Source organism: Faecalispora jeddahensis (assembly GCF_000577335.1).
In the GTDB taxonomy this organism is placed as follows: domain Bacteria; phylum Bacillota; class Clostridia; order Oscillospirales; family Acutalibacteraceae; genus Faecalispora; species Faecalispora jeddahensis.
Window position 1 is genome coordinate 35,588 of sequence record NZ_CBYL010000001.1, and the last position, 17,544, is coordinate 53,131.

At 53.8% G+C, this 17,544-nt stretch carries 11 protein-coding genes and 2 riboswitches; of the genes, 2 read left to right on the plus strand and 9 right to left on the minus strand.

The window, feature by feature from the left end:
- Positions 1 to 454 precede the first annotated feature (454 nt).
- From metK to rpoB, 8 genes are all read right to left on the minus strand, one after another.
- Positions 455 to 1,636 carry a methionine adenosyltransferase gene (gene metK / locus TY09_RS00170; RefSeq protein WP_042429846.1) on the minus strand — a complete coding sequence of 394 codons (1,182 nt, stop codon included), beginning with the start codon at positions 1,634 to 1,636 and terminating at the stop codon, positions 455 to 457.
- Positions 1,637 to 1,706: 70 nt separating this feature from the next.
- Positions 1,707 to 1,808, minus strand: a riboswitch (SAM riboswitch).
- Positions 1,809 to 1,926: 118 nt separating this feature from the next.
- Entirely contained in the window at positions 1,927 to 2,499 is a 573-nt protein-coding gene (locus TY09_RS00175) for an ECF transporter S component (RefSeq protein ID WP_009060418.1), read from the minus strand.
- A gap of 78 nt (positions 2,500 to 2,577) precedes the next feature.
- Positions 2,578 to 2,707: riboswitch (FMN riboswitch) on the minus strand.
- A 207-nt stretch (positions 2,708 to 2,914) separates the two neighbouring features.
- A complete protein-coding gene (gene tuf, locus TY09_RS00180; RefSeq protein ID WP_009060439.1) occupies positions 2,915 to 4,120 on the minus strand; it encodes an elongation factor Tu in 1,206 nt (401 codons plus the stop codon).
- A gap of 99 nt (positions 4,121 to 4,219) precedes the next feature.
- Entirely contained in the window at positions 4,220 to 6,301 is a 2,082-nt protein-coding gene (gene fusA, locus TY09_RS00185; protein ID WP_009060379.1) for an elongation factor G, read from the minus strand.
- 76 nt (positions 6,302 to 6,377) lie between these two features.
- Complete coding sequence (gene rpsG, locus TY09_RS00190) at positions 6,378 to 6,848, minus strand: 30S ribosomal protein S7 (protein WP_009060427.1); 471 nt, start codon at positions 6,846 to 6,848, stop codon at positions 6,378 to 6,380.
- A gap of 146 nt (positions 6,849 to 6,994) precedes the next feature.
- Complete coding sequence (gene rpsL / locus TY09_RS00195) at positions 6,995 to 7,426, minus strand: 30S ribosomal protein S12 (protein WP_009060375.1); 432 nt, start codon at positions 7,424 to 7,426, stop codon at positions 6,995 to 6,997.
- A 297-nt stretch (positions 7,427 to 7,723) separates the two neighbouring features.
- Positions 7,724 to 11,269, minus strand: coding sequence for a DNA-directed RNA polymerase subunit beta' (gene rpoC, locus TY09_RS00200; protein WP_009060400.1), 3,546 nt, complete (start codon positions 11,267 to 11,269; stop codon positions 7,724 to 7,726).
- A gap of 14 nt (positions 11,270 to 11,283) precedes the next feature.
- Positions 11,284 to 15,006 carry a DNA-directed RNA polymerase subunit beta gene (rpoB, locus tag TY09_RS00205; RefSeq protein ID WP_035316396.1) on the minus strand — a complete coding sequence of 1,241 codons (3,723 nt, stop codon included), beginning with the start codon at positions 15,004 to 15,006 and terminating at the stop codon, positions 11,284 to 11,286.
- Positions 15,007 to 15,425: 419 nt separating this feature from the next.
- Between rpoB and TY09_RS00210 the strand changes: the two genes are divergently transcribed.
- Complete coding sequence (locus TY09_RS00210; RefSeq protein ID WP_042429852.1) at positions 15,426 to 16,271, plus strand: Mrp/NBP35 family ATP-binding protein; 846 nt, start codon at positions 15,426 to 15,428, stop codon at positions 16,269 to 16,271.
- A gap of 91 nt (positions 16,272 to 16,362) precedes the next feature.
- Entirely contained in the window at positions 16,363 to 16,854 is a 492-nt protein-coding gene (locus TY09_RS00215) for a hypothetical protein (protein ID WP_242841408.1), read from the plus strand.
- 61 nt (positions 16,855 to 16,915) lie between these two features.
- On the opposite strand, the gene TY09_RS00220 is transcribed toward TY09_RS00215, so the two are convergent.
- The gene (locus TY09_RS00220; RefSeq protein ID WP_042429855.1) at positions 16,916 to 17,533 is read right to left on the minus strand and encodes a hypothetical protein; all 618 of its coding nucleotides are present in this window, start codon (positions 17,531 to 17,533) and stop codon (positions 16,916 to 16,918) included.
- Between the last annotated feature and the right edge of the window lie 11 nt (positions 17,534 to 17,544).

The following is a 17,544-nucleotide window of genomic DNA, read 5'->3' on the forward strand; positions in this document are numbered from 1 at the left end:
CGCGGCAGGTTAAATCTGCATATACGTCACGGAGTAGCGCAAGGAAACCATCCCCTCCGCGCTCCATTCGTCACGTGTACGCTGGCTGCTTTCACGCAAAAACAGCCTTTCAAATATAATTATTTTGTCTTTACGGGTTCCTGTGTGAACTCTGCTGGCGCATCAAAAAATTCGCAGAGAAAACAACCTAATCTATCGCGAACAAATAACTTTTGCCGAACAAAGAAAACTATCTGCCCCTGCATGAAAGGAAAACCCTGCGCCAGGAGAAATTTCTCGCTATATCTCAGAAAACGTTATATTTTGCAAAATTTATACTATAAGTATTAAAAATTGATATAAAGAATCGCTTCTACACAAAGAAAATCCCATGCGTGCGCCATGGAAGAATCACATGCACAGCACAAAAAAGAGGAAAGCACAAAGGCCTTCCTCTTTCCTATAAAAATACTGATTAAGCCAGCGCGGCCTTCAGCTGCTCTGTTTTGTCTGTCTTCTCCCACGCGACACCCAGATCCTCGCGGCCCATGTGGCCGTAAGCCGCCAGCGGGCGGTAGATCGGCTGATTGAGGCCGAGCGACTTGATCAGCGCGGTCGGGCGCAGATCGAACACTTTCTGAATCGCGGCTTCCAGCTGGGCGCTGGTATAAACGGAGGTGCCAAAGGTTTCCACTAAAATGGAAACCGGACGCGCTACGCCGATGGCATAGGCGAGCTGCACCTCGCATTTTTCGGCAAGGCCTGCGGCAACAATGTTCTTGGCAACATAGCGTGCCGCATATGCCGCAGAACGGTCTACCTTCGTCGGGTCTTTGCCGGAAAACGCGCCGCCGCCGTGACGGCCGAAGCCGCCGTAGGTATCGACGATGATCTTCCGGCCGGTCAAGCCACTGTCGCCGACAGGGCCGCCGACCACAAAGCGGCCGGTGGGGTTGATATAATACTTGGTGTTCTCATCCAGCAGATCGGCAGAAACCACCGGGCGGATCACCTGCTCGAGAATATCCTTGTGAATCTGCTCCTGGGTCACGTCGGGGTCGTGCTGAGTAGAAACGACCACTGCCTCCACACGGGTGGGCTTACCGTTCTCATACTCCACCGTTACCTGCGTTTTTCCGTCGGGACGCAGATACGGCAGGGCACCGTCTTTTCGCACAGCCGCCAGGCGCTTGGCCAACGCGTGAGCAAGATAAATGGGCAGCGGCATCAGCGTTGTGGTTTCGTTGCAGGCAAAACCGAACATAATGCCCTGATCCCCCGCACCGATCAGATCATTTTCATCTGTGGCGCCGCCGCGGGCTTCAAACGATTGGTTCACACCCATCGCAATATCGGGCGACTGCATATCGATCGAAGTCAGCACGCCGCAGGAATTGCCATCAAAGCCATACTGGGGGTCATCGTAGCCGATCTCGCGGATCACTTCGCGGGCGATCGCGGGAATATCAACGTAGCACTCTGTCGAGATTTCGCCCATTACGTGCACCAGTCCGGTGGTCGCCGTAACCTCGCAGGCCACGTGGGCTTTTTCGTCCTGTGCCAGAATGGCGTCCAGAACGGCGTCGGAAATCTGATCGCAAACTTTATCGGGATGTCCCTCTGTTACCGATTCAGATGTAAAAAAATATTTTGACATAATTACGCCTCCTAATACAATAAGACAATGAAAAAATCCACCGTTCGGAGAAGCCAAACGGTGGAAAGCAACCTCATCTGCCGGCTTTATCCGCAGGATTTGGCACCTTTCGCACATTGCGCAGGTTGCCGGACATCACAGGGCCTGTTCCCTCCGTCACTCTTGATAAGGAATTATTCTGTTGTAAACCAACATCTTTCAGGCACCAGAAACAATGCTCCGGCATCTGTGATGAGATTATTATAACATATTATATGAAGAATACAAAATAAAAGTCGAAAAAATAGTTGCTAAACCGGATGAATCATTTCACGATTTTTTTGAACAAATGGTTGCAAAGACTTAAACAATACTGCCGCAATCGCACTGTTGAGAGAAGCCTTGAGCAGATTGAACGGAATGATCGCCGGCAGAATCAGCGCGTCGAGCGCCGCCTTCGGCATGCCGAAGAAATGTACGGTAAAGATGTAGTTCATCGGTATCATCAGCGCTGTCATCGCCAGCGTGCCAAGCACCATGCCGACCACCGCGTCAGAAAACTTATGCTTTCTCTTATAAAACTCGCCTACCAGGAAAATCAGAGCGCCGGACGCCACAAAATGCATCACCAGGCCGACCCATCCATTGCCGCCGAAGAAAACCGCCTGAATGACAGAAACCACAAAAAGCACCAGAAGCGCCGGGCTCGAACCAAACAGGAGCGCTGCGATCAAAATGGGAGCATCCGCCATGTCGTACACCAGAAACGGCGCCGCGGGAATAAGAGGAATACGGACGAAAGCGACCAGCACCACAGAAATTGCCGCCAGCACGGCAAGCTGGGTCATCTGAATAATGCTCTTTTGGGTCATGGATTTATTCATTTCTATTGTCTCTCCTTTTTTCGCTGTCAACGAAAAAAATCCCGCAGAAAATCTGCGGGACAAAACAAACGCAAACGCGCAGTTCTTCTTCCATCCGGACTATACCGTCGGCTTTGGAATCTCACCAAAATCAGCACATGCTCGCGGGCTAACGGCCAAAAACCGCATTACCGCCGGTGGGGAATCACACCCCGCCCCGAAGACAGCTTATTTAATTGATATTTTTATTATATTCACTTGATATTAATTTGTCAATAGGGGATTGTAAATTCCCTTTGCTAATCATAAAAGAAAGGAAACTGTTCTTTTCCCATGCCCAAACAAGGGACACAAAAACGGCTGACATCAACACTGGTTATGCAAAAAGCCCCCGGCCAAAATGGTCGGGGGCAATCAGACAAGTTAAAACCTGAAATCAGGCTTTTACAACGCCGGTAACAACACCGGAGCCAACTGTACGGCCGCCTTCACGGATAGCGAAGCGAAGACCCTCTTCAATCGCGATGGGGGTAATCAGCTCAACATCCATGTCAACGTTATCGCCAGGCATGCACATCTCGGTGCCCTCGGGCAGAGAGATAACGCCGGTAACGTCGGTAGTTCTGAAATAGAACTGGGGACGATAGTTGTTGAAGAACGGAGTATGACGTCCGCCTTCTTCTTTGCTCAGGATATAAACCTGGCCCTTGAACTTGGTATGCGGATGAATGGTACCGGGCTTCGCCAGAACCTGGCCGCGCTCGATTTCATTTCTCTGAATACCACGGAGCAGAACGCCTACGTTATCGCCGGCCTCAGCGTAATCCAGAATCTTTCTGAACATTTCGATACCGGTAACAACAACCTTGCGGCGCTCTTCGGTCAAACCAACGATTTCAACTTCCTCAGAAGTTCTCAGCTGGCCACGCTCCACTCTACCGGTAGCAACAGTGCCGCGGCCGGTGATGGTGAATACGTCTTCAACAGGCATCAGGAAGGGCTGGTCAGCCTTACGCTCAGGAGTGGGGATAAAGCTGTCAACTGCATCCATCAGTTCGAGAATGCACTTGTACTCGGGAGCATTGACATCCTTAGAGGTGGATTCCAACGCCTGCAGAGCAGAACCGCGGATGATCGGGGTGTCGTCGCCCGGGAACTCATACTCGTTGAGCAGATCGCGGATTTCCATTTCAACCAGATCCAGCAGCTCGGGATCGTCAACCTGGTCAGCTTTGTTCATGAACACTACGATATAAGGCACGCCTACCTGACGGGACAGCAGAATGTGCTCTCTGGTCTGGGGCATGGGGCCGTCCGCAGCAGAAACAACCAGGATAGCGCCGTCCATCTGAGCAGCGCCGGTGATCATGTTTTTCACATAGTCGGCGTGGCCAGGGCAGTCAACGTGCGCATAGTGGCGGTTAGCAGTCTGGTACTCAACGTGGGAAGTGTTGATCGTGATACCACGCGCTCTCTCTTCGGGGGCCTTATCGATGTTCGCGTAATCAACGAACTCGGAAGTGCCGTTCAGGTTCAGAACCTTGGTGATAGCGGCGGTCAATGTGGTTTTACCATGGTCAACGTGGCCAATGGTACCAATGTTTACGTGCGGTTTGTTTCTTTCAAACTTTGCCTTTGCCATTGGAAATCCTCCTTTTATTTTTCATAAATCAATTTTATCATAGTAAGACTACGCCTATTCTAACAAGTCGGGTATGAAAAATCAAGCCTTTTGCGCCTGTTAGTCGTTCTTTTTGCTGCGGTCGGAGATGATGCCTTCCGATACAGATTTCGGCACTTCAGAGTAGTGCGCGGGCTCCATAACATACTGGCCGCGGCCCTGTGTTTTAGAGCGCATGTCGGTTGCATAACCGAACATTTCGGACAGCGGAACCTCGGCATTGATCTGCTGTGCGCCGGAAACGGCGTCCATACCCAGAATCATTCCGCGGCGGGAGTTCAGGTCGCCGATAACGTCGCCCATGTACTCGTCCGGAACAGTGACAACAACCTTCATGATGGGTTCCATCAGAACCGGGTCAGCTTTTCTCATAGCCTCTTTGAACGCCATAGAACCGGCGATCTTAAACGCCATTTCAGAGGAGTCGACCTCATGATATGAGCCATCATACAGCGTAACCTTTACGTCAACTACGTTGTAGCCCGCCAGAATACCGGTCTGCATCGCGCCCTGAATACCCTGATCAACAGCAGGAATATATTCCTTCGGGATCGCGCCGCCGACAACAGCGTTGACAAATTCGTAGCCCTTGCCCGGGTTCGGCTCAATACGGATCTTCGCGTGACCGTACTGGCCCTTACCGCCGGACTGTCTGGCATACTTGGTGTCTGCCTCGGCATTTCTGCGGATGGTTTCTTTGTAAGAAACCTGGGGCTTACCAACGTTCGCCTCTACCTTAAATTCACGCAGCAAACGGTCTACGATGATTTCGAGGTGAAGCTCGCCCATGCCGGCGATGATGGTCTGGCCAGTCTCTTCGTCGGTATAAGCCTTGAAGGTAGGGTCCTCTTCTGCGAGCTTCGCAAGAGCAATACCCATCTTCTCTTGACCGGCCTTTGTTTTCGGCTCGATCGCAACACGGATAACAGGCTCCGGGAACTCCATGGACTCGAGGATAACCGGGTGTTTTTCATCGCACAGGGTATCGCCGGTGATGGTGTTCTTCAGGCCGACCGCCGCGGCAATATCACCCGCATACACGGTTTCGATATCCTGGCGGTGGTTCGCGTGCATCTGCAGAATACGGCCGATGCGCTCGTTATTATCCTTCGTGGAATTGTAAACAGTGGAGCCCGCGGTGAGCATACCGGAGTATACGCGGAAGAAGCACAGCTTACCGACAAAGGGGTCGGTAGCGATCTTAAACGCCAAAGCGGAGAAAGGCTCTTCATCGGAAGAATGGCGAACCTCCGGCTCTTCGGTGTCGGGATTTACGCCCTTGATCGCTTCAATGTCTGTCGGAGCAGGCATGTAAGCCACGATCGCGTCGAGCAGCTTCTGCACACCCTTGTTCTTGTAGGATGTACCGCAGGTAACCGGAACCATGTGGTTCGCGATGGTCGCCTTGCGGATGCAGTCGCTGATTTCAGCCTCTGTCAGAGCTTCCCCATTGAGGTACTTCTCAAACAGGACATCGTCCTGCTCTGCCACATGCTCTACCATCTCGGTGTGGTATTTTTCCGCCAGCTCTTTCATATCCTCCGGAATTTCTTCCTCGCGGATATCTTTGCCCAGATCATCGTAGTAAACATAAGCCTTCATGTTTACCAGGTCGATGATACCGCGGAAAGTGTCCTCACTGCCGATCGGCAGCTGGATCGGAACCGCATTGCACTTGAGGCGGTCTTTCATCATCTGTACCACGCGGTAGAAATCGGCGCCCATAATGTCCATCTTATTGACGTAGGCCATACGGGGAACCTTATATTCCTCAGCCTGGCGCCATACGGTTTCGGACTGAGGCTCTACTCCGCCCTTCGCGCAGAAGACGGTAACGGAACCGTCCAACACACGCAGGGAGCGCTCTACCTCTACGGTAAAGTCAACGTGGCCGGGAGTATCAATAATGTTGATTCTATGACCCTTCCAAAAGCAGGTAGTCGCAGCGGAGGTAATGGTAATACCTCTCTCCTGCTCCTGTGCCATCCAGTCCATTGTCGCGGAACCGTCGTGGGTTTCACCGATCTTATGGTTAATTCCCGTATAATACAGAATACGTTCTGTTGTTGTTGTTTTACCAGCATCGATATGGGCCATGATGCCGATATTTCTTGTCATTTGAAGCGATACCTGCCTCGGCATAGTTTCCTCCTTAATTCTGAAAAATGTATCCGCTCATTATGCTAACACGGAAAATCTTTCGGTCAACGCCGGAAAATTACCACCTGTAATGAGCAAACGCCCTGTTGGCTTCCGCCATCTTATGCGTATCATCACGCTTCTTGGCAGCGCCACCGGCACCATTAATCGCATCAAGGATTTCCCCGGCAAGTCTTTCTTTCATGGTCTTTTCGGATCTCAGTCTGGAATAACGGGTGATCCAACGCAGACCCAGCGTCTGCCTTCTTTCAGGACGAACCTCCATAGGAACCTGGTAGGTCGCGCCGCCCACGCGGCGGGCTTTAACCTCCAAAGCAGGCATTACGTTTTCCATCGCCTGCTCGAACATCTCGAGCGGGTCTTTTCCTGTTTTTTCACTGACAATATCAAACGCGCCGTAAACGATCTTCTGGGAAACTCCCTTTTTACCGTCCAGCATAATATTATTGATCAGTCTGGTGACAAGCTTGGATTTGTAAAGCGGATCGGGCAAAACATCACGTTTCGCAATAGAACCTCTTCTTGGCACTTTACTTCCCTCCTTCACATAAATGATATCATAGGTACTCGAAAGGACAAACTCCCGTGGGCCGAAGAGACGCTCTTATCTATTTTATAAAAACGCCGCAGTTGTGCATACGCACGCAGCCGTAAGGTTTCTGTCATATTCGGTTTTTAGCCCTTTTTCGCAGCGCCGGGCTTCGGACGCTTCGCACCGTACTTGGAACGGGCCTGCATGCGCTTCGCAACACCCTGGGCATCCAGAGTTCCGCGGATAATGTGGTAACGCACGCCAGGCAGGTCCTTTACACGACCGCCGCGGATCATTACAACACTGTGTTCCTGCAGATTGTGGCCGACACCCGGGATATAAGCACTGACTTCAATGCCGTTAGACAGACGCACTCTGGCGATCTTTCTGAGAGCTGAGTTAGGCTTCTTCGGGGTAGCGGTCTTGACAGAAGTACAAACGCCGCGCTTTTGGGGGGAATCCTGATCGATAGCGATCCGTTTCTTGGAGTTCCAACCTTTCAGAAGCGCCGGGGCCTTGGCCTTTCTTTCGCTGACTTCTCTGCCCTTGTGGACCAGCTGGTTAAACGTGGGCATATGACACCTCCTCACTGAAATTTAATATGTTAAACAGGAATATATTTCCCGCATTAACCGAATTGATACTTAAGATAGACGGCTTGTCTTTGCAGGACGCAAAGAAGTAAAATTTTCACAAAACAACTGCGGAATTCTCCGCCTCCCGGCGAAAAAAACGCTGGAAGAAACCGGGAAATACCGCACTACAATTTGTAAAAACTCCACAAGTAGACAGCGGAATCCTGCTCTTTTTTACGATGCTTTGAGCAGGATTTTCGCTGTTCTTTTCACAAATCATCACAATTGGTTATTTTATCACGATACTGCGTCGTTTGTCAATACCGGTTTTTCGGTCTCAACCTCAACGTCGCCGTAGCACTTCATGCCGGTACCGGCGGGGATCAGCTTACCGATACACACGTTCTCCTTCAGGCCAAGCAGCGGATCGACCTTGCCCTTGATGGCGGCGTCGGTCAGAACACGGGTGGTTTCCTGGAAGGACGCGGCCGACAGGAACGAATCGGTAGCCAGAGAGGCCTTCGTGATACCAAGCAGCATAGGAGTGAAGGTGGCGAGCTGCAGGTCGGCTTCACCGGCGTCAATGCGCTTCTGAACCGCCTCGTTCTCAGCCTCAAGATCACTCTTATCCACCAGCGCGCTGGGCAGCAGGTTGGTGTCGCCCGCCTCTTCAATGCGGACCTTCTTCATCATCTGGCGAACGATAACCTCAATGTGCTTATCGTTGATATCAACGCCCTGCATCCGGTAAACGCGCTGTACTTCCTGAATCAGGTAGTCCTGCACCGCCTGCGGACCGCTAATGGCGAGCACGTCATGCGGATTGACGGAGCCTTCGGTCAGCCTTGTGCCGGCCTTGATCTCCTGACCCTCTTTCACGCTGATGCGCGAGCCGAACGGGACGAGATACGACTTCTGGTCGCTGGTTTCTTTATTGGTAATCACGACATGGCGGTTTTTCTTGATCTCCTCAAAGGAAACCTCGCCTGAGATTTCACTAATGATGGCCAGATGCTTCGGCTTTCTGCCCTCAAACAGTTCTTCAACACGCGGCAGACCCTGTGTAATATCCTCAGCACTGGCAACACCGCCGGTGTGGAAGGTTCTCATGGTCAGCTGCGTACCGGGCTCACCGATGGACTGCGCCGCGATGATACCCACAGCCTCGCCGACATCGACCGACTGGCCATTCGCAAGGTTGGCGCCGTAGCACTTCTTGCAGATACCGTGTCTGGCGTGGCAGTTGAGGATGGAACGGATCTTGATGTGCGTTGTGCCCTTCGAAACGATCAGTTCGGCATCCTGCTCATCCATCAGCTTATCCTTGGACACCAGCACCGCGCCGGTCTCCTCGTCGATGAAGTCTTCCACCAGGTAACGACCCTGCAAGCGCTCGGTGAGCGGCTCGATGGATTCCTTGCCCTCGCGGATATCAAATACCTCAAGGCCTTCGCTGGTGCCGCAGTCGTCCTCACGGATGATGACCTCCTGCGAAACGTCGACCAGACGGCGGGTCAGGTAACCGGAGTCCGCCGTTCTCAGAGCGGTATCGGCCAGACCCTTTCGGGCGCCGCGGGAAGAAATGAAGTATTCCAGAACATTCAAACCTTCACGGTAGTTGGCCTTGATGGGGATTTCGATCGTACGGCCCGAGGTGTTGGCGATCAGGCCGCGCATGCCGGCGAGCTGACGAATCTGGCTCATCGAACCACGGGCGCCGGAGTCCGCCATCATGAAGATGGGGTTGTAGCGATCCAGCGCGTGCTGCAGCGCATCGGTAACCTCACCTGTCGTCTTTTCCCAGATTTTCAGAACGGCGTTATAGCGCTCCGACTCGGAGAGCAGACCGTTTCTGTACTCATCCGTGACCATGTCGATCTGGTGATCGGCCTCTTTGATGAGGGTTTTCTTCGCCTCAGGAATGGTCGCATCGCTGACGGCAACGGTAATGGCGCTCTTAGTGGAGTATTTATAGCCCTGCGACTTGATGCTGTCGAGCACTTCAGCCGTCTTAGAGGTTCCGTGCACACGGATGCAGCGGTCGATGATTTTCCCGAGCTGCTTTTTGCCCACGAGGAAATCAATTTCGAACTTCAGGCGGTTCTCCGGAATGGAGCGATCCACATAGCCCAGATCCTGCGGGATGGGACGGTTGAAGATGATGCGGCCGACGGTGGTATCCACCAGACCGGTCACGATATGGCCGTCGATCATGAGAGAGCGGCGCACCTTGATTTTGGCGTGCAGCTGAACTACCCCGGTATCGTAGGCCATCAGAGCTTCATCCACATCGCGGAAGATTTTGCCCTCCCCCTGCTCGCCGTCTTTATCCAGCGTCAGGTAATAGGAACCCAGAACCATATCCTGTGTCGGGACGGTAACCGGGCGTCCGTCGGAAGGTTTGAGCAGGTTGCCGGCAGCCAGCATCAGGAAGCGGGCCTCGGCCTGCGCTTCTGCGGAAAGCGGCACGTGGACGGCCATCTGATCGCCATCGAAGTCGGCGTTGTACGCGGTGCAAACCAGCGGGTGGAGCTTCAAAGCGCGGCCCTCAACGAGCACCGGCTCAAAAGCCTGAATGCCCAAGCGGTGCAGCGTAGGCGCACGGTTGAGCAGAACCGGGTGGTTCTTGATCACGATTTCCAGCGCGTCCCAAACCTCGGGCTTCGCGCGCTCCACAGCTTTTCTCGCCGCCTTGATGTTGCCCGCGAGGCCGGTTTCGACCAGGCGCTTCATCACGAAGGGCTTGAACAGCTCCAGAGCCATTTCCTTCGGCAGACCGCACTGATACATTTTCAGCTCAGGGCCGACAACGATAACGGAACGGCCGGAGTAGTCAACGCGCTTGCCGAGCAGGTTCTGACGGAAACGTCCCTGCTTACCCTTCAACATGTCGGAAAGGGATTTCAGCGGGCGGTTGTTCGGGCCGGTGACCGGGCGGCCGCGGCGGCCGTTGTCGATCAGAGCGTCGACCGCTTCCTGCAGCATGCGCTTTTCGTTGCGCACGATGATGTCCGGCGCGCCGAGCTCCAGCAGTCTTTTCAGACGGTTGTTGCGGTTGATCACACGGCGGTACAGGTCGTTCAAATCGGAGGTCGCAAAGCGGCCGCCGTCGAGCTGTACCATCGGGCGCAGATCCGGCGGAATCACCGGAACAGCATCCATGATCATCCATTCGGGGCGGTTGCCGGAAAGGCGGAATGCCTCGACAACCTCGAGTCTTTTCAGGATTCTCACACGCTTCTGACCGGAGGAATTCTCCAGCTCCGCCTTGAGCTCCTCAGACTCTTTATCAAGATCGATTTCCGCAAGGAGGGCCTGAATCGCTTCAGCGCCCATGCTCGCCTTGAAATCATCCTCATACTTTTCGCGCATATCGCGGTATTCTTTTTCATTGAGCATCTGCTTTTTCTGCAGCTCACGCACATTGCCCGGATCGGTGACGATATACAAAGCAAAGTACAGCACCTTTTCCAGCATGCGGGGCGAGATGTCGAGAATCAGGCCCATGCGGGAAGGAATGCCCTTAAAGTACCAGATGTGGGAGACGGGCGCGGCCAGCTCAATGTGGCCCATGCGCTCGCGGCGAACCTTTGCGGTGGTCACTTCAACGCCGCAGCGTTCGCAGATTTTACCCTTATAACGAATTCTCTTATATTTTCCGCAGTGGCACTCCCAGTCCTTCTGCGGCCCAAAGATTCTTTCGCAGAACAGTCCGTCGCGTTCGGGTTTCAGGGTGCGGTAGTTGATCGTTTCGGGCTTTTTTACCTCACCGTGTGACCATTCGCGGATGGTATCCGGAGAAGCCAGGCCGATCTTCATTGATTCAAAAACGTTAAATTCCATGTTGCAACCCCCTGTTATTCCATATCTTCGCTGTTAGAATCGCTGTCGAAGGGATCCTCCTCATCTTCTTCGTCCGAGAACAGATCCGGCTCCTCCTCAAAGGAATCGTCCAGGTCGGGATCTTCCATCGTGTATCCGTCAAAATTATCCTGTGTGGCAACAGTAGGCTCATCAAACGCATCGCTGGACGGAGTAAATCCGACATCGTCGTCGTAATTTACCTGGAGATCGACCTCTTCATTGTTGGAGTCAAGCACCTTTACGTCCAGAGCCAGCGACTGCAGCTCCTTGATCAGAACCTTGAAGGACTCCGGCACGCCGGGCTTCGGAATGTTCTGTCCCTTGACGATGGCCTCATACGTCTTGACACGGCCGACCACGTCGTCGGACTTGACGGTCAGGATTTCCTGCAGAGTATAAGCGGCGCCGTAAGCCTCGAGCGCCCAAACCTCCATCTCTCCGAAGCGCTGGCCGCCGAACTGCGCCTTGCCGCCCAGCGGCTGCTGGGTAACGAGCGAGTACGGGCCGGTGGAACGGGCATGGATCTTATCATCAACCAGGTGATGGAGCTTGAGGTAGTACATATAGCCGACGGTGACGGGGTTGTCGAACAGCTCGCCGGTACGGCCGTCTCTGAGCTCTACCTTACCGTCTTCTCTCATGCCGGCTTCGTTCAGGCAGGCACGAATGTCGTCTTCATGCGCGCCGTCGAATACGGGGGTCATGATCTTCCAGCCGAGCGCCTTAGCTGCGCGGCCCAGATGAACCTCGAGCACTTGGCCGATGTTCATACGGGACGGAACGCCCAGGGGATTCAGCACGATATCGAGCGGGCGCCCGTCGGGCAGGAAGGGCATATCCTCTTCCGGCAGAATGCGGGATACAACACCCTTGTTTCCGTGACGGCCCGCCATCTTATCGCCGACCGAGATTTTTCTCTTCTGGGCAATATAGCAGCGAACCACCTTGTTGACGCCGGGGCTCAGCTCGTCGTGGCTGTTTTCGCGGGTAAACACCTTGACGTCTACCACGATGCCGTATTCGCCGTGGGGCACACGCAGAGAGGTATCGCGCACCTCGCGGGCCTTTTCGCCGAAGATGGCGCGCAGCAGGCGTTCTTCCGCCGTCAGCTCAGTTTCGCCCTTGGGCGTTACCTTACCGACCAGGATATCGCCGGCACGAACCTCCGCACCGACGCGGATGATGCCGTTTTCGTTCAGGTCGCTGAGCAGATCCTCGTTGACGTTCGGGATGTCGCGAGTGATCTCCTCCGGCCCGAGCTTCGTATCGCGGGCTTCGATCTCGTATTCTTCAATATGAATGGACGTATAAACGTCGTCACGAACAATCTTTTCATTAATCAGAACGGCGTCCTCGTAGTTGTAGCCTTCCCAGGTCATAAAGCCGATCAGGGCATTTTTACCGAGGCTGATTTCGCCGTTGCTGGTCGCGGGGCCGTCGGCGATGACTTCACCGGCCTCCACCTGCTGGCCGCGGTCCACCACCGGAACCTGATTGATACAGGTACCCTGGTTGGAGCGCATAAACTTGGTAACGCGGTAGGTATCCACCTCGCCGTTGTCCGCGGTAATGCGGATTTCATCGGCGCTGACACTGCGCACCACACCGGCGCGCTTTGCAAGCAGGCAGACGCCGGAGTCTACACCGGCCTTGTATTCCATGCCGGTACCGACGATGGGGCTTTCGGTTTTCAGCAGCGGAACTGCCTGCCGCTGCATGTTCGAACCCATCAGAGCGCGGTTGGCGTCGTCGTTCTCGAGGAACGGGATCATCGCGGTCGCGACGGAAACCACCATGCGGGGCGAAACGTCCATGAAGTCCGCGCGGGCGCTTTCCACCTGCACAAACTCGTCGCGGTAACGGCCGTTGATCTTCGGATGTACAAAATGGCCTTCGTCATCCAGCGGCTCGTTGGCCTGCGCCACAATGTAATCATCCTCTACGTCGGCGGTCATATACTCGACTTCTTCCGTAACGCAGCCGGTCGCCTTATTCACGCGGCGGAACGGCGCCTCAATAAAGCCGTACTCGTTGATGCGCGCAAACGTTGCAAGGTACGAAATCAGACCGATGTTCGGACCTTCAGGCGTTTCAATTGGGCACATGCGGCCGTAGTGGCTGTAGTGAACGTCGCGGACTTCGAATCCGGCGCGGTCACGGGACAAACCGCCGGGGCCGAGAGAGGACAGACGACGCTTATGCGTGAGCTCTGCGAGCGGGTTATTCTGATCCATGAACTGCGACAGTGGGGAGGAACCGAAGAATTCCTTGATCGCCGCCACAACAGGACGGATATTAATGAGCGAATGGGGCGTCAGGATCTCGAGATCCTGCGCCTGCAGGGTCATTCTCTCGCGGATGACGCGCTCCAGACGGGAGAAGCCGATGCGGAACTGATTCTGCAGCAGCTCGCCGACGGAACGGATGCGGCGGTTGCCCAGATGGTCGATGTCGTCGGTGTGGCCGAGGCCCATCGCCAGGCAGTTCATATAGTTGATGGACGAGAAAATATCGTCGATGATAATGTGCTTCGGTACCAGCTCGTCGGCGCGGGCGCGCAGAACTTCTTTCAGTTCCTCTTCGCCCTCGCAGCTTTCCAGAATCTCTACCAGAACGCTGAAGCGGACGCGCTCGTTGATGCCGCATTCCTTCTTCACGTCGAACGGAACAAAGTCGCTCGCGTTGACCATGCCGTTGGAAATCACCTTGATCTCGCGCTCGCCCTGCTGCACATAGGCAGTAGACACACCGGCGTTGTCAATTTGCATCGCCTTATCGTGAGAGAGCACCTCGCCGGCCTCGGCCATTAGCTCACCGGTCAGCGGGTTGACAATCGGGCGCGACAGCTGCTGGTCGGTGATTCTGCCGGCCAGATTCAGCTTCTTATTATATTTATAGCGGCCCACACGGGAAAGATCGTAGCGTCTCGCGTCAAAGAACAGCCCGTTGATATGCGCCTGCGCGCTTTCGATCGTGGGCGGCTCGCTGGGGCGCAGCTTGCGGTATACCTCAAACAGGGCCTCTTCTGTGTTTTTGCAGGGGTCTTTCTCAATGGTGGCCAGAATGCGGTCATCCTCGCCAAAGTACTCGCGGATTTCCTCGTCGGTGGAAAGACCGAGCGCACGGATAAACACCGTGATCGGGATTTTACGGTTCTTATCGATACGCACATAGAACACGTCGTTCGCATCGTTTTCATATTCCAGCCAGGCGCCGCGATTCGGGATTACCGTAGAGCTGAACAGCTCTTTACCGGTTTTGTCGTAATCCATTTTATAGTAAACGCCGGGAGAACGCACGAGCTGAGATACGATGACGCGCTCCGCACCGTTAATTACAAAAGTACCGCTGTCTGTCATCAGCGGAAAGTCGCCCATGAAAACCTCGGATTCTTTGATCTCGCCGGTTTCCTTATTCAGCAGGCGGGCCGTTACCCGAAGAGCCGAAGCGTAGGTAGTATCGCGTTCCTTGCATTCCTCTACGCTGTAGTTAGGCTTGTCATCCAGTTTATAGTTTACAAAATCGAGTACCAGATTTCCGGTATAATCCGTGATGCCGGAAACATCGCGGAAAACCTCTTTCAGGCCCTCTTCCAAAAACCACTGGTAGGAATTCTTTTGCACCTCGATCAAGTTCGGCATGTCCAGGACTTCATCAATCCGGGAGAAGCTCATGCGAGTATTCTTGCCTAGTTGTACCGGTTTGACATTCACCATTGGCTCAATCACTCCATTCATATATTTCACCATCTTTGTCGGATAAACAAACTTTAACTGCCGGCGCACACCACCGCTTCGGTAAAATTTTAAAAGATGCTCTTGCCTTTTTCCAAAAAGCATGTTAGAATAGACCTAAAGTTAAGGAAAAAAGTATACGTTTCCATGATGATGCAGTATACTATTTTATTACAATATATTGTGATTGTCAAGTATATCCTTAAAGATAATTGGAATATTTCTGCTCAATTAATCATATTCTAGTACTTTATTCAAATCAAAAGCTGCTGTCAAATCCTTTTCGCGCTGCGAAAGGGATTTTTTTATTGCCCGCGCTCCCCCGGCGGCGCGGTTGACTTTCGACCAAAACAGAGTATACTGTACAGGAATAAAGCGAAACGGACAAAGGAGTAAAAGCTATGAGCGAAACCTGCAACCATTCCTGCGGCAGCTGCAGCGCCAACTGTTCCAGCCGCACCGAACCATCCAGCCTGCTGGAAGCCCCCCACCGCCTGAGCCGGATCAAAAAGGTGATCGGCGTTGTCAGCGGCAAGGGCGGCGTAGGCAAATCTTCGGTAACGGCAATGCTGGCGGTACTCGCGAACCGGATGGGCCTGGTGAGCGGCGTACTGGACGCAGACATTACCGGCCCCTCAATCCCCAAGCTGTTCGGCGTCACGGAAAAAGCGCTGGCGGACAAAAACGGCATTCTTCCCGTTCTGAGCGAAACGGGAATCAAGCTGATTTCCGTCAACCTGCTGCTGGATAACCCGACCGACCCCGTGCTGTGGCGTGGCCCGATCGTCGGGGGCGTTGTCAAGCAGTTCTGGAAGGACGTCATCTGGGGAGACGTGGACGTTTTGTTCCTCGATATGCCGCCCGGAACCGGCGACGTGGCGCTGACCACGTTCCAGTCGATCCCGCTGGACGGAATCATTTTGGTCACTTCTCCGCAGGAGCTGGTTTCGATGATCGTTTCGAAAGCGGTAAAGATGGCGGAGATGATGAACATTCCCATTCTGGGCCTGATCGAAAACCTGTCCTATGTGGAGTGTCCCGACTGCGGCAAGAAGATTGCCGTGTTCGGCGAAAGCCATGTGGAAGAAATCGCGCAGCAGCACAATCTGAATGTTTTGGCCAAACTGCCGATCGATCCGGCTCTGGCTGCGGCCTGCGACAGCGGCAGCATCGAAGGCTACCCCGCGGCCGCGCTGGAATCGACAGCCGACCTGATTGCCGGGTGGGAAAAGCCCGTAAAGCAATAAGGGTGCGGTATCAAAGCCCGTATCCTCAGATGCTCTTGCGCACTGATTTCTATATCTACTGCGGAAATGTCGAAAAGGAGGTGCGTACCGCATGGAAAAAAACGGACAGGACTTTGCTGATTACAAATCCAGCACGCGAATTTCTAGGTACTTGATCAGCCCCGCCTTTATCACTTTGCTTTTCCTTGCCTTTCATGGATACCTGTATTTTCGCCCCAGCGGAGTCACGATGGACTACGGAAACCTGACCTGGCTGGACTGGGTGCTGTATTTGTTCGTCATTCTGGCCATTTTCATCCAGCAGGCGCTTGTGCAAAGACGCAGCCCCGATGCAGAATTGGAACCGAAGCCACGCGCCAAGGTTACGCGCGGAAGCGTCATTCAGACCGTGGCCAGTCTGGTTTTGATTCTCACCCTGTTTTTCGCATTTTACGCCTTGTATTACTACTGGGTCGACCAGCGTGTGTATGGAATGGTTATCTTTACCGATACTGTTTTACTGAGCGCACTGATTGAGAGTATTGTTCCGCGGGACTTTATCCGCGATTGGGTGGACGGAAAAAGAAAATCGATTGACAAATAAAAATTGATTACAACAAAATCTCCCTCCCCTTTTCAGGGGAGGGAGATTTTGTTGTCTATCATCAGCGAGAAAACCATACCATCCGAAGAACATTCCCGCGATGGTTCTCAAGCAGCATTTCGGCCGGGTACACCTCGCGTTCGCCGCAGTTCGACACGATCACCTGCTCGCCGCCGGCATCCTCGATCCAGCCGGTAATAGTAACCCAATGCCAGTTATTTTCCCTCATCTCCGGCGCGCGGTGCCTCAGAACCAGAAACGCCACCGGGTTTCCCTTGGTGATTGCCTCTTTGAGAAATGTCATCCGCTCCTCACAGCCGCAGCGGTGGAACATCGTGTGCGCCCGAAAGGTACTCCCATGCTCCTTTGCAAACTGCAAAAATTTCTGTACGAACCGCCCCGCTACCGGGAACCCCATCGGCCCCGGTGTCATGTATCGGTACACCTCTTCCATGACCCGCAGATATTCCGATTTGGAAAACCGCTCCGTATCCCCGGAATACAGGCCGCGGCTCTCGGCAGTCCGGGACGCGTAATATGCCGCCAGGTTCGCACCTGTGACGCTGGCGCAGCCCGCCGTGCGCTGAAACGCCTGCGAAAACCATTCCTGGTTTCCGCCGTACCCGGCCTGTGCGCCGTTTTCCCACACGATGGGAAACGGCAATTCATGGACTACCATAGCGACACCTC